General features: G+C 44.7%; 10 protein-coding genes and 1 pseudogene. All 11 read left to right on the forward strand.

Annotation, left to right across the window (positions count from 1 at the left end; genetic code table 11):
- The first annotated feature begins 6 nt into the window (after positions 1 to 6).
- Complete coding sequence (locus tag GKS34_RS20850) at positions 7 to 2,307, forward strand: discoidin domain-containing protein (RefSeq protein ID WP_163386925.1); 2,301 nt, start codon at positions 7 to 9, stop codon at positions 2,305 to 2,307.
- Between the two features lie 132 nt (positions 2,308 to 2,439).
- Positions 2,440 to 2,646 (forward strand): annotated as a pseudogene (locus GKS34_RS20855) (Uma2 family endonuclease); the annotation flags it as partial.
- A 171-nt stretch (positions 2,647 to 2,817) separates the two neighbouring features.
- Positions 2,818 to 3,018, forward strand: a complete 201-nt coding sequence (locus GKS34_RS20860) for a hypothetical protein (protein ID WP_163386927.1) — start codon at positions 2,818 to 2,820, stop codon at positions 3,016 to 3,018.
- A gap of 164 nt (positions 3,019 to 3,182) precedes the next feature.
- A complete protein-coding gene (locus GKS34_RS20865) occupies positions 3,183 to 4,391 on the forward strand; it encodes an alginate lyase family protein (RefSeq protein ID WP_163386928.1) in 1,209 nt (402 codons plus the stop codon).
- Between the two features lie 219 nt (positions 4,392 to 4,610).
- Positions 4,611 to 7,322: a cation-transporting P-type ATPase gene (locus tag GKS34_RS20870; RefSeq protein WP_163386929.1), complete on the forward strand. Its 2,712-nt coding sequence runs from the start codon at positions 4,611 to 4,613 to the stop codon at positions 7,320 to 7,322.
- A gap of 257 nt (positions 7,323 to 7,579) precedes the next feature.
- Positions 7,580 to 8,038, forward strand: a complete 459-nt coding sequence (locus tag GKS34_RS20875; RefSeq protein WP_163386930.1) for a DUF1569 domain-containing protein — start codon at positions 7,580 to 7,582, stop codon at positions 8,036 to 8,038.
- A gap of 90 nt (positions 8,039 to 8,128) precedes the next feature.
- Positions 8,129 to 8,665 (forward strand): glycosyl-4,4'-diaponeurosporenoate acyltransferase CrtO family protein, encoded by a 537-nt coding sequence (locus GKS34_RS20880; RefSeq protein WP_163386931.1) that lies wholly within the window; start codon positions 8,129 to 8,131, stop codon positions 8,663 to 8,665.
- 891 nt (positions 8,666 to 9,556) lie between these two features.
- On the forward strand, positions 9,557 to 10,822 hold the full coding sequence (locus GKS34_RS20885; protein WP_163386932.1) for a PAS domain-containing sensor histidine kinase: 1,266 nt from the start codon (positions 9,557 to 9,559) through the stop codon (positions 10,820 to 10,822).
- A gap of 4 nt (positions 10,823 to 10,826) precedes the next feature.
- Entirely contained in the window at positions 10,827 to 12,020 is a 1,194-nt protein-coding gene (locus tag GKS34_RS20890) for a hybrid sensor histidine kinase/response regulator (protein ID WP_163386933.1), read from the forward strand.
- 12 nt (positions 12,021 to 12,032) lie between these two features.
- Positions 12,033 to 12,221: a hypothetical protein gene (locus GKS34_RS23525; protein WP_240459400.1), complete on the forward strand. Its 189-nt coding sequence runs from the start codon at positions 12,033 to 12,035 to the stop codon at positions 12,219 to 12,221.
- The gene (locus GKS34_RS23530) at positions 12,212 to 12,490 is read left to right on the forward strand and encodes a DUF1569 domain-containing protein (protein ID WP_240459401.1); all 279 of its coding nucleotides are present in this window, start codon (positions 12,212 to 12,214) and stop codon (positions 12,488 to 12,490) included. Before GKS34_RS23525 ends, GKS34_RS23530 begins: the two co-directional genes overlap by 10 nt.
- The last annotated feature ends 36 nt before the right edge of the window (positions 12,491 to 12,526 follow it).

The following is a 12,526-nucleotide window of genomic DNA, read 5'->3' on the forward strand; positions in this document are numbered from 1 at the left end:
ATGAAAATGAAAGATACCTTCCTATTAATCACTTCCTTTTTTCTTTTGGCCACGGTTCAGAATAACGTTGCCTTAGCTCAACAAAATTTATCTACCTCAGGTATGGTCTCCAGCAGTTCTTCAGTGGAAGGCCAGGAAGCAAATTTTGCCATTGACAACGATACCCTGAGCTATTGGGAAAGTACTGCAAAGGATACGGAACCCTGGATAGCGATACGTTTTCCTGGTGCTACCGAAATCACCGGTTTCAAAATAATTTTCCAGGAAGGAGCGGTTCCTAATGAAAGCGTTCATTTTCAATATTTGCTAAACGGGGATTGGAGAAGCCATCATCTGGTAAAAGAAAATCAGAGCGACAAAATCGCAGTTAACTTCGAAAAGGTATTGCTTACCGATCGGGTAAGATTGATCGCCAACGATAAACAAACCTTGCACATTGCCGAACTGCAAGTAGTTGGACAGCAGTATGTGGATGATGATGCCGGCGAAGTCAAGCCCCTATTGGTTAATCAAAGTGGTTATAACCTGGGTAGGCCAAAACGCTTTACAGCACCGGGTGTACCAGATAAAACTCCTTTTGTAATACTGGAAAAGGACAGCGAACAAGAAGTTTTTTCGGGATTAATTAAAAACGAAAAGGGTGATTTTTCGGAATTTGATCCAACGTCAACGTCGGAATATCTGGTAGTTTCCGGAGAAAAAACTTCTTTCCCATTCCGGATCGGCCCGTATTGGCTGGAGCGCGTGAGCTACCGTCCCATGTTGGATTTTATGATGGGGGCAAGGCATTACGTGGGCAATGTATCTGAAATAAGGAACCTGTCTTTTGCCTGGCGGGATGGTGATTTTTTCAATTGGGCCATGCAAAGTCTGGTAGCTCTATATGCTTCCAACCCGTCAGCATTTGAAAGAATGGAGATCACCGGAAGGTACCAATCCAACGCTTCTTTTCCCGAAGAATACCAGGGTTTGTGGGGAGTTCTGGAGCCCTTTCGGGAAAACACACCGGATATCGTGCAATTGATGCATTGGGATGCCGACGTGAAGGTATCTCAAAAGCTGGATCACGAAATGCAAAAAGCAGAGCTGGCCCACTTCCTCTATGCCTGGCCCTTCCTGTCTCGCTGGCTTCCCCGGCAAAATTTTGACAGGGTATATGCTTATACCCAATCGGTATGGACCAAAGGCACGGTATCACCCCATGCCAATTCCCAATACGACCGGAGCCCGGAACATAACCTGTTGGCGCTAAAAACCCAATTGGGTAGTACCAAGGGTGAGATGCCTCCGGGTTTTTCTGTCATCCCAAATTTGATGATGTACGAAGTTGGCAAGCGGGAGGGGGACCCAGATGCAGGAATGTATTTTGACGCAGCTTACCGCCAACTGGAATGGATGATTACCCATTTGGACTGGGAAGACCCAATGACTACAAAAGGGCAAAGGATGTCAGAGCATATCACCATGCGGGCATTTGCCTGGTTTTATCAGGAGTATCCGGACAGGCATCCGGAGGGGCTAAAAGAAAAAGTAGAAGAATGGGCAAGAATAATGGTAGAACGTTCCGATAACCTGTGGGATTTCAGAAAGTACGACGAGGACGAATGGACGCCTCCCGGTTGGAATGAAACCGGCAACATACTTGGTTTTCCTGCGGCGGTATTTGCTGCCAATACCATTCTGGGAAAAGATCACAAGGAGGTTCCGCGTCTGGAAGAAATCGCATGGGCTCATTTTGAAAATGCCTTCGGCAGAAACCCAACTGGCAGGCAGTTTTCTTTTAAAGGCCCGGAAGAGGTAGAGGGCGTGGATTTGGGTTGGTATAGCCGGCATAAGGGCGGAATTGGACTTTTGGAAGAGCTACCCTTTGTTTTTGACGGTTCACCCAAAAACTTTCACTACCCGAACCAGCCGGAGGCAGGGAATCTGGGCTGGACAGAAGGCTGGGTTCAATTTAATACGGCTTACAATACGAGTATGGCTTATCTGGCCAATTATTATACCCGCCTGGAATGCAGGCAAAGCGATTCTGGTGTCCTGATAATCCGTTTAGAGGCTCCGTTAAATTTTCACAAGGATAGGGAGGAGCATGGTAGGGTTTGGCTTACCAATAAAGCCGGTAAAAGCATCCCTGTTGAATTAAAAGAGGCATCTCCATTTTCCCTGGCACTGGAGGGAAGGGTGAAAATACAAGATTCCGAACTGAGCGTTGGAGCTCATGTACTTCGTCTGGAGGAAAATGATCAGCTCAAGGTGAGTTATGGGTATGGCTTTTTTGAAAAAAAGGTCACTGTCAATGGGGATTAGGGTAAATCCTGTCAGGTTTCCTCTAATCAAAGTTTGCCGTTGGTTGAATATCAACAAAAAACTGACAGGTTTGTGCATTTTAGACACTTGATTTTTTTTGTGTTTTTAGTAAAATGAAGCAACAAAAAAGAACTTAAAAACAAATATGAAGTCTATGAGGAAAGTGGTGTGTTGGAATATTGGATCGTACACCCTGATGAGCGGACTGTAATGGCCTATACCCTTGAGGAGGGTATATACGTTCCTTCCAGATTGATGACTTCAGGGGATGTCATACGATCTGTATCCATTTCCGGATTTCAGCTGGATCTGAATTACGAATTTAAAGATTTGGATTAGTGTTTTCCAAAATTTCATAATCAGTTTCATTTTTGGTAAACGCATCATGGTTTGGAAAGTATGCTTTCAATTTCTTTTTAATCAAATAGTACCAGTTATCAATGGGTTTTTATAAATTGATCATCAATTATTATCTTCTTATTAACACTATTCACCATTTAATCAAACACTATGAAAACTGCAGGTATTATTTTATTGATTTTAGGAATTATTGGAACCATCATGTTTGGCCTGCAAGCCATGCAAGATTCAGAGAGCTTCAGTTTATTTGGGATGGATATTGCTGTAAGTACAGCCAATTGGACACCAGTCATTATCAGTGTCATTCTGCTTGTAATTGGTCTGGTTCTGAGTACTAGAGGTAAAAAGTAATACGAAGTATACCTAGTATTCCTGTTTGTTAGCAGGGTCAAATTATTTTATTATGTTAAACCTAAAAAAAAGGTTGAAAGCAATCAACATCTATTCCAGTGGTTTTTCCAATAAATAAAAAGTTCAGTTTGAATTCTTATCCATGCAGGTGGATCTTCTTCATAATGATCATACATATTTCTCCATCTGCCTACTCACAGGTAGCAGAAACTGAAGACATGCACTTTATCTTGTTGGATAATGAAATCATGCAAAAGGTAAAAGCTCGCATTTCCTTCGGATCTCAAAAGACCATATTTCCGGAAGTGCAGGCATTTCTCAGAGAAGCTGATCAAAAATTACAGGAAGGGCCTTTTTCTGTTACCCATAAAACCCAGTTGCCTCCCAGCGGGGACAAGCATGACTATACCAGTATGGGGCCTTATTGGTGGCCGGACCCTGAGAAAGAGGATGGCTTGCCTTATATCCGCAGAGACGGGGAAATCAATCCGGAATATTACGGTTATAAGGACAAAGAGGAATTGGGAAAACTGATGGATGCCCTGAAAACATTAAGCGAGGCATTCTATTTTTCAGCGGAAGAAGCTTACGCCGAACATGCTATCAGGTTGCTCCGCGCGTGGTTTTTAGATTCCGAGACCAAAATGAACCCTAACCTGAACTATGCCCAGCGGATTCCGGGAAGGACAGAAGGCAGGGGTATTGGAATCATCGATACCCGCTCTTTTTCAGAGTTGCCGGATATGCTTTACCTGCTATCGGGTTCAGAACATTGGAACGCAGCAATTGCAAATGGAATGGAGAACTGGATTGCACTATACCTGGATTGGTTGATCAATAGTGATCATGGAAAGGATGAGGCCGTCCATGGTAATAACCATACCACCTGGTATTTTGCCCAAACCATTCCCCTGGCCCTTTATGTAGACCAGCGGGAGATTGCCGACAGCCTGGCTCAGGCGGGGCTTCCTTTGATCATGGATGAGATGATTGAAGCAGACGGGTCTCAACCCAAGGAATTGGACCGGACCCGATCCTGGGACTATAGTGCCATGAATCTGTTGGGCATCATGACCTATGCCAGGGCAGCTTCCCAATCCGGCATGGATCTTTGGAACTACGAAAATCCGAAAGGAGGAAGTATCCGAGAAGCCCTTGATTTTATGGTACCTTTTTTAAAGGAGAAAAACGAATGGCCCTACAATCAAATTCAGGTTAAGCGCGATTGGCGCTTGGCGGAACCCCTAGCAATTGCAGCCAAGGTGTATCAATATAAACCTTACAAGAAGCTGTCGGAAAGAATTAGCGGAGAAAGGGAAGGGTTTCTGTATTGGGATCTCCTTCGTTTTCGGGAGATGCGAGATTACGACTGAAAATTGGTGCTAGTTGGTAACATTTAATCTGGCCTATCACACAAAAGAGCGAATCCGCTGGTCCGAACAAAACAAAATTTCCCTTGTTTTTATCGAATAATTTGTAAGTGCTCAGCTATTTCCCAAACCGCCCTGGATTCTCATTTAACTGTTTGGAAATCACTATTTTTAGGGTATATTGAAGACTGGTTTTTTGGCTTATGGATTATAAAAATAGGAATGAATTACAAGCAGCACCACTGGCACACCTGCACTGCAGACCAGGTAGCGGAAAACCTGGACACCAACATTCACCAAGGCCTGTCAGCGAAGGAAGTTAGTGAGCGATTAGATCACTACGGGGAAAACCGAATTACCACTAAAAAAGGCCAGAGTAGCATCGTTCGGTTTCTGCTCCAGTTTCACCAACCTCTGATATACATTCTGCTAGGTGCCACCATCGTCACCCTGCTACTGGGAGAGTACCCTGACGCCGCCGTGATATTCGCAGTGGTGCTGATCAATTCCACAATTGGGTACATTCAGGAAACCAAAGCCTTGAAGGCTATTGACGCACTCTCGAAAAGCATGAGTACCATCGCTACGGTAATCCGTGACAGCCGGCAAGCTGTGGTAAATAGCGTGAATCTGGTTCCCGGCGATATTGTGAGCGTACAACCAGGTGATAAAATTCCTGCGGATATGCGCCTGTTCTCGGTCAAAAACCTTCAGGTGGATGAATCAGCCCTTACAGGGGAGTCAGTGGCGACCGAAAAAAAACTGGATTTGGTAGAAGCAGATACCCTGCTCGGTGACCGAAATAATATGGGCTTTGCTACCACGGTTGTCACCTATGGAACGGGAAAGGGCATTGTGGTCAGTACCGGGGATCGGACCGAGGTGGGCAAGATCAACCAATCCATTTCCTCTGCAGAGGAGCTTGACACTCCTTTGACCTTGAAAATAAAAAAATTCAGCCATACCTTACTTTGGCTGATTCTGAGTCTTGCGCTATTTATCCTGGCCTTGGCCTATTTTCGTGGCGAAAGCCTGGCCGATGCCTTTATGGTGGCCGTCGCGCTGATGGTAGGCGCCATACCCGAGGGCTTACCCGCAGCGGTGACTATTATGCTGGCCATCGGCGTGGCCCAGATGGCCAAAAGACGCGCGATTATTCGCAAATTGGTAGCGGTAGAAACTTTAGGGAGCACCAATGTGATCTGTTCAGACAAAACCGGAACGCTTACTGAAAACCAGATGACCGTTCAAAAGATCCTGGCAGGAGGAGAACATTTTGACGTAACAGGGATTGGCTACAAACCGGAAGGTAAGGTGATATACGAAGGGGAAGAAGTGGTACTGACTCAAAGGCCAGCCCTTCGCCAATTGCTACGAGCGGGCGTACTATGCAATAACAGCCGGATAGTGGGAGAGGGCGAACGATGGACAGCTGAAGGCGATCCCACGGAGGCAGCCCTGATCAGTGCGGCCGAAAAAGCCGGTATTGCAGATCATTATACCGATCAGTATTATCCCCGGATAGACGAGGTCCCGTTTCAATCGGAATACCAGTACATGGCCAGCCTGCACCAGCACGAGCAGCAGGCTGTTGTCTTCCTTAAAGGTTCCGTTGAAGCAGTACTCCGCTCGTGTGATTTTATGATGACGAAAACCGGGGCGATGGTTGCTATCGATTTATCCGATGTCCAGAAACGCGGCGAACAATTTGCTGCAGAAGGCCTGCGGGTGCTGGCCTTTGCCTTTAAAAACTTCGATTCCTCTAAAACCGATGTGGAACATAAAGATGTTGCTGAGGGCATGATCTTTATAGGACTTCAGGGTATGATTGACCCGCCGAGGAAAGAGGCTATCGATGCTGTAGCGCTTTGCCAGCAAGCAGGCATTCAGGTAAAAATGATTACCGGTGATCATGCCCTAACGGCCGCTACGATTGCCGACCAACTGGGTATCCGGGGAAAAACGGAAAACGGAAAACTGCTGGCCTTAACCGGTCTGGAACTCCAAAAGGTATCGGATGAGGAATTGAAGAGGATTGCAGACGAGTTTTCGGTATTTGCACGGGTCAGTCCGGACCAAAAACTCCGACTGGTAAAAGCCCTTCAGGCCACGGGAAAAGTAGTTGCCATGACCGGTGATGGGGTAAATGACGGCCCGGCTTTAAAACAGGCTAATATTGGTATCGCCATGGGGATAACCGGGACAGAAGTGGCCAAGGATGCCTCAGACATGGTGCTTACCGATGATAATTTTGCTTCGATCGAGGCTGCCGTGGAAGAAGGCCGTGGTGTGTTGGACAACCTGACCAAATTTATCGTCTGGACCTTACCTACCAATCTGGGAGAAGCATTGGTAATCCTTGCCAGCATCGCTTTTGCTACCCAATTGCCACTTGCACCGGTGCAAATTTTATGGATCAACATGACCACCGCAGTCCTGCTGGGGCTGATGCTTACCTTCGAACCCAAAGAACTGGGAATAATGGACAGGCCACCCATACCCTCCGATAAGCCCATCCTTACTTTTCCGTTGATCATGCGTACACTTTTGGTAGGTACTTTGATCATGTTGTCCGCTTTTATATTGTTCCGGTACGAACTATCCAAGGGGGCCAGTCTGGAAGAGTCTCAAACGGTTGCTACTACGGTTTTTATTGTATTAGAAGGTTTCTATTTGTTCAATTGTCGCTCCTTGCGGAGTTCGGTCAGACAGATCGGCTGGTTTTCCAATAAATGGGTGTATTACGGGGCATTCGCTATGTTTGCACTTCAGCTCGTATTCATTCATGCTCCGGTTATGAATGCCTTGTTTCACTCAGTTCCTATTGACCTAAATTCCTGGATACGTATCCTGATTGCTGGTATTGGTCTTTTTGTCATTGTGTCCCTGGAAAAAACCATTCGGAGAAAATTCACGGTGTCGGAAGAGTTTTAATTCCCTGGCCTATAAACGAAGGTCCCCTAATTCATTCCCGAACCACGATAATCAAAAAATTTTCTGTTGAACCTTCAGCCATTTCCAACAATTCGGTATAAATGGGGTCTGGCATCGGACCATGCCTACACACCTCTGGACTCTGAATAAACCGTTTGTAAATAATTGTTTTTCAGGTATATTAATGGCGAAATGTCCGATTCGATGTTTGGCCGGGCACACCGTGTTGAAACCTGTTAAAACTAGCTTACCCTGTTATGGCATTACCGAATATTTTCACCAAAAATGTAGCCGATCAATTAATTCAACGAATTGATAAGCTTAAGCCCACCTCCCAGCCCCAATGGGGCAAAATGAATGTGGCACAAATGCTGGCGCATTGCAACGTCACCTACGAAATGGCCTATGAAAACAAGCACGCCAAACCCAATTTTCTGATGGGATTGATCCTCAAAGGCTTTGTTAAAAAAATGGTTGTCAACGAAACGCCCTACAAAAAGAATGTTCGGACGGCACCGGCTTTTATCATTGCAGATGAGCGGGATTTTGCCCTGGAAAAAGAGCGCCTGATCCGGTACTTGCGAAAAACCGTCGAACTAGGAGAAAATCATTTTGATGGAAGAGCGTCCTTATCTTTTGGCAAACTATCGAAGACAGAATGGAACAATATGTTTTATAAGCACCTGGACCACCACCTGAAGCAATTTGGGGTGTGAATGTGCCAGGCAGTAGTAGATTCCATTCGGGTTTGTTGCCGTTTTGTGCACAGACATTGGCTACCCCTTCTAATTGATCCACGCGGCTTTATGGAAAGGATAGATCTCAAAAAATTTGCGTTCGTAGCTTTTACCTGGCTTTTTGTCGCTGCTAGCACGGTGGGGATAGCTAGCTGGCAGGGCCTGAATACCTTCATGTTTGCCTGGGTGGTGAATTTCCTGTTGATGACGGCTTTAATGGCCTACACCGAAACCTTACAACCCCCTCTGCGATCGAGCTATTTTGACACCAAAAACTGGGAAGCAGGAGGAACGGTTTATCGATGGTTGGGTGTACATGTATTTAGAAGGATGTTGGTGTGGATTGGCTGGGAAAAACTCAGCAGGGCGTCTAATCCGGTAAAGAAGAACCGGGCTGCCTTAAAAAAACTGGAATACCAAACCCGCCAATCTGAGTTTGGACACGCAATTATTTTCATCATCGTTCTGGTTTTCGGGATTGTAGTAGCCTTTTTATATGGAGTCAGGCAATCCTTTTGGCTCTTTTTTCTGAATATTATATTGAATCTTTACCCCATTGTGGTGCAGCGGTATAACCGGCCCAGGCTGCAGCGTGTTTTGGCGTAATTGAATGGGAGAGTAAGCTAGGTTTGAAGAAACGTCCAACGTGTAAAATGGCGGGCAGCGATCCCTGTTTTTAGCCCGGTTAAGTAGCCATTGAAAGGGATTTTGAGAAATAGAAAAATCCACTGATCCAATACATCAATAAAACGGTTGAATTGAGATAAAGCTATCTTAAGGAAAACAGTCACGATCCTTTGGTAAATTGTCGACCACTGAGTGGAGTAACCTGTTGTACAAGCACCTGAATCAACACCTTACGCAATTTGGGCTTCCCCAAGCATGAAAATTGAACAGGTAAAATGGGCTTGTATATTGGCCTTTTTTATTTTATATCCATACTGGTGTCAAGCCTGCGCCTACGGGTAATCCTTGGGTTTTTGAGCTATTTAAACGTTACAGAAAGCTTTACACAGCTATTTTCGGGTTCATTGTTCATGAAAAAATAACTTTGGCATATTAAATAAATTGTGGGCAGAAATTGCACCACATCTAAATCATGAGATCTATTTTGGAAGAAATAAATTATCAGCCTTTGATTCCGACTTTATTCTGTTCATTTTTCACGATGTTATTTTCTATGTTCAATTTCTAAGCATTCAGGAACAAAATCTGCGTTTTAATTTGGCGGAAATCTCCCTTTTAGGAGAAGCATAAAAGTTCAATTAGAATTTGGTCCGTATCAGGTGGAAAAAGGCAATAAATTGGAACGAGCTTTATTTTGATCATGTATATCAGGCAATCTGCTAATTTATTGGTGATGGAAAGAAAGAGATAGATAGGGTATGCTGTAGCTAAAGAAGCATCATTACGATTATTTGTACCCGCTTCTAAATTGCAGTAAATACTATCGAATTAGGTGCGAAAATACTGAGGTGATAATAAATGATAAGGACTATGGAAAAACATGAATTCCAGGATTACAATTTTATTCAACATGAGCTGAAACTTCATGATGCAGCCATGGAATCTACTAGTTGCGGTATCTCTATTTCGGATGCACGTAAACCGGACATGCCGTTGATTTATGTGAACCGGGCATTTTGTGAAATGAGTGGTTTTTTGGAGGAGGAAGTTGTGGGCAAGAACTGTCGGTTTCTTCAGGGCGAAAATCGTGATCAGAGCGCCAGGTATATTATTCGGGAGGCGCTGGATTCAGGTAACCACTGTCAGGTACTTATAAAAAATTACCGTAAAGACGGCACTTTTTTCTGGAATGACTTAATCATATCTCCGATTCGCGACAAAGAGGGCCACCTAACTCATTTTGTTGGTGTTCAAAACGATGTGACAGATCGGGAGGAGGCGCGTAGGGAAGCGGCCGCCAAGCAGATTGAGCTGGAAAAGACCCTGGAGACGCTTAAGGAAACGCAATCAATGCTGATCCATTCCGAGAAGATGAACGCATTAGGGCAGATGGTGGCTGGTGTTGCACACGAAATTAATAATCCAGTGGCTTTTGTTGCAAGCAATATGCATGCGCTCAAACAGATGGCTGAAGACCTGAAAGGTGCTTATGAACAATTAAATGCGGCTGTTGATGCCTCTGGCAGTGAGGATTTGAAAGCAATGGCCAGGAAACTTAGCCAAGAGGCAGATGTGGACTTTATCTCGGAGGATCTTGATGACCTTATTAATAGTTCATCCGCCGGCTTAAAAAGAGTCAAGGGTATAGTTGGGAGCCTGCGTAATTTCTCCAGGCTGGATGAAGCAGACGAGAAGATCGCATCAATGAAAGAGTGTATCGAGAGTACGCTCGAGATTGCAGGGTCCGTTGTTAGGAATCGTTTGGTGATAGACTGTCAGCTTAATGATCTCTCCCCGATTAAATGCCGCCCGTCTGAATTGAATCAGGTTTTCCTTAACCTGATCATGAATGCAGCTCAGGCGGTGAAAGAGGATGGCCGCCTCGAAATTAAAGGTTCAGAAACGACAGATGCATTGATTTTAACCTTTACTGACAATGGTCTGGGAATGGATGCAGCTACTCAAGAGAAAATCTTCAATCCTTTTTTTACGACAAAGCAGGTAGGCGAAGGGACCGGTTTGGGACTGTCGATTGCCTACAAGATTATTACAGATGGCCATAATGGAAAAATTACCGTTGAAAGTAAAGTTGGAAAAGGAACCTCCTTCACAATCAGTTTACCTAAAAACGCATGAACTCATGAATGAACATAGCACTGAAATCGATAAAAATAGTGACAAGGACAACAACTTACTTATCATTGATGATGAACCTTCGATACTCAGTTCATTGAGACGGCAATTTCGAAGAAATTACCAGGTTCATATCGCCAACAATGGTAAGGAGGGTCTGGAGTTGATGAAAATACAATCAATTCAGGTCATTATTTCCGACCAGCGGATGCCGGGAATGAACGGTTCAGCGTTTTTTGATGAAGTGAAAAATGACTATCCGGAAGCAACTCGACTTTTGTTGACTGGATATGCTGATATACAGTCGGTAATTGAGGCCATTAATGAGGGGAACATCTTCCGATATATTACAAAGCCCTGGGATCCCGTTGAGCTTGATACAATCGTTCGCGAAGCCTTCGAACGACACAAATTAATTGTTCGTAATAAGGAGCTTGTGAAACAATTGCAGGAAGCAAACAAGGATCTCGAAAACCGGGTCAAAGCACGCACCATTGAACTGACTAAGCTCAACAAGGAGAAGGACCATATGATAGGTATGGTGGCTCATGATCTTAGGGGGCCCCTTGGTACCATCAAGATGTGCCATGATGTGATTGCCGAAGATTCGACTGATACCGCAACAAGGAAAGAGTTTCTTAAACTTATAGATGAGCTAGCTGAGAAATCACTGCGATTGATTGACGATCTGCTCGATGTTTCTGCAATCGAGACGGGGCAGCTTGTTCTTGAGAAAAAAGTAGTACCTTTAAAAGGATTTCTTGACAAGGTGATACGGTTGAACCGGCGGTCTGCGGAGAAGAAAGAGATTCGGCTTGAATTGCAATTCGATGGTCCGGATTCGTGGACCTTCGACCCCCAGCGTGTTGAACAGGTTCTGGATAATTTGCTAAGCAATGCAATCAAGTATTCGCATAAGGATACAACGGTGAGATTAGTGGTCGAATTGGAGGAAGGTCAGCTATACTTCAGGGTTTTCGATCAGGGCCAGGGTATTCGAGAAGGCGACATGGACAAACTTTTCTCCGCTTTTCAAAAAACCAGTACCTTACCCACCGGATCGGAAAAAAGTAATGGGTTAGGACTTTCTATTTGCAAACGAATCGTAGCGTTGCACGGGGGAATCATTCAGGCGCAGAGCATATTTGGCGAAGGTTCATGTTTCAGCTTTTATCTGCCCGAAGACAATCGGGCAATCTAATTGTCATGTTCCATGGATTTTCCCACTATTTTCGACAAAGAAGTAACAGCGGAGCTGATCCGGAGGATTGACTCCCTGACCCCCAGTATCCAGCCGCAATGGCGAAAAATGAGTGTGGCTCAAATGCTGGCGCATTGCAACGTCGCCTATGAGATAGCTTATGAAAAAATCATCCCAAACCCAATTTTTTCATGGGATTAATCCTAAAAGCCTTTGTCAAAAAAATATTGGTAAACGAAACCCTTTACAAAAAGACTGTTCGGACTGCACCAGCGTTTATCATCGCAGATGAGCACGATTTTGAGGAAGAGAAAACACGACTGATCCAGTACTTGCACAAAACCGTACAGTTGGGAGAAAGTCATTTTGATGGAAGGGAATCCATGTCCTTCGGCAAATTGTCCAAAGAAGAATGGAACAACCTATTTTACAAGCACCTGGACCACCACCTGACCCAATTTGTGGTATGAAAATTCCAGGCAGTAGGCAATTGATCAAAAATGGTT

Origin of the sequence: Cyclobacterium jeungdonense (genome assembly GCF_010994275.1) — a bacterium.
Lineage (GTDB): Bacteria > Bacteroidota > Bacteroidia > Cytophagales > Cyclobacteriaceae > Cyclobacterium > Cyclobacterium jeungdonense.

Coding starts and splice junctions, on each gene's coding strand:
- GKS34_RS20850 (WP_163386925.1), top strand. CDS start 7: ATGAAAGATACCTTCCTATTAATCACTTCCTTTTTTCTTTTGGCCACG.
- GKS34_RS20860 (WP_163386927.1), top strand. CDS start 2,818: ATGAAAACTGCAGGTATTATTTTATTGATTTTAGGAATTATTGGAACC.
- GKS34_RS20885 (WP_163386932.1), top strand. CDS start 9,557: ATGGAAAAACATGAATTCCAGGATTACAATTTTATTCAACATGAGCTG.
- GKS34_RS23530 (WP_240459401.1), top strand. CDS start 12,212: ATGGGATTAATCCTAAAAGCCTTTGTCAAAAAAATATTGGTAAACGAA.
- GKS34_RS20870 (WP_163386929.1), top strand. CDS start 4,611: ATGAATTACAAGCAGCACCACTGGCACACCTGCACTGCAGACCAGGTA.
- GKS34_RS23525 (WP_240459400.1), top strand. CDS start 12,033: ATGGATTTTCCCACTATTTTCGACAAAGAAGTAACAGCGGAGCTGATC.
- GKS34_RS20880 (WP_163386931.1), top strand. CDS start 8,129: ATGGAAAGGATAGATCTCAAAAAATTTGCGTTCGTAGCTTTTACCTGG.
- GKS34_RS20875 (WP_163386930.1), top strand. CDS start 7,580: ATGGCATTACCGAATATTTTCACCAAAAATGTAGCCGATCAATTAATT.
- GKS34_RS20890 (WP_163386933.1), top strand. CDS start 10,827: ATGAATGAACATAGCACTGAAATCGATAAAAATAGTGACAAGGACAAC.
- GKS34_RS20865 (WP_163386928.1), top strand. CDS start 3,183: ATGATCATACATATTTCTCCATCTGCCTACTCACAGGTAGCAGAAACT.